This window comes from Candidatus Viridilinea mediisalina (assembly GCF_002532535.1).
Classification (GTDB): Bacteria; Chloroflexota; Chloroflexia; order Chloroflexales; family Chloroflexaceae; genus Viridilinea; species Viridilinea mediisalina.
Map to the genome: position 1 here is coordinate 1 of NZ_NQWI01000302.1, position 832 is coordinate 832.

Annotated in this window: 1 protein-coding gene; it reads left to right on the forward strand. The window is 58.2% G+C overall.

What is annotated here, in order from left to right; all coding sequences use genetic code 11:
• Positions 1-635 (forward strand): REP-associated tyrosine transposase (locus tag CJ255_RS22160; protein WP_217352529.1); only part of this gene is annotated, 635 nt, incomplete at its 5' end.
• Positions 636-832 lie beyond the last annotated feature (197 nt).

The window sequence follows — 832 nt, forward strand, 5'->3', positions numbered from 1 at the left end:
ACACAACGAAGGACTCGCGGCGTGAGCCGCGCCGAACACAACGAAGGACTCGCGGCGTGAGCCGCGCCGAACACAACTTTGAGCAACATATGCAACGCCATACGCCGCCACATCTTTACATCGACAATACCTGGTATATGCTTACGGCTACAACTCTTGCGCATGCGCCATTCTTGGCAAACCCTGAGTTCAAGGTGATCATGCGTGAAACGCTACAGCGACTCGTCTTACGATTTGGCATCCGCCTGAAAGCATGGGTGATCCTTGACGACCATTACCATCTATTGCTAAAAAGTCATCTTGGGCGTGATGTAGGTCGTTTTGTCGGCCAACTGCATGCCAATACATCACGCCATATTAACCAACATGACGCCTTGCCCGGTAGACAAATTTGGCACAACTACTGGGATACTTGCGTGCGGACTGAAGCCGGGCTGTGGACGCGGTTTAACTATATTCATCTGAACCCTGTCAAGCATGGGTATGTACAGCGACCTGAAGACTGGAAATTTTCAAGTTATCATTACTATGCACAAAAGGAAGGTACATCATGGCTTTCTGATTGTCTGGTGCGGTATCCAATAGCTGAATACCTGAGTGGTGATGAACCTGAAGATCAGGTGCGGCGCGGCTGACGCCGCGAGTCCGGGAGGGGGCGGTGCGGCTGACGCCGCGAGTCCGGGAGGGGGCGGCGCGGCTGACGCCGCGAGTCCGGAAGGGGGGGGGCGGGCGGTGCGGCTGACGCGGCTGACGCCGCGAGTCCGGGAGGGGGCGGCGCGGCTGACGCCGCGAGTCCGGAAGGGGGGGGGGGCGGGGGGTGCGGCTGACGCGG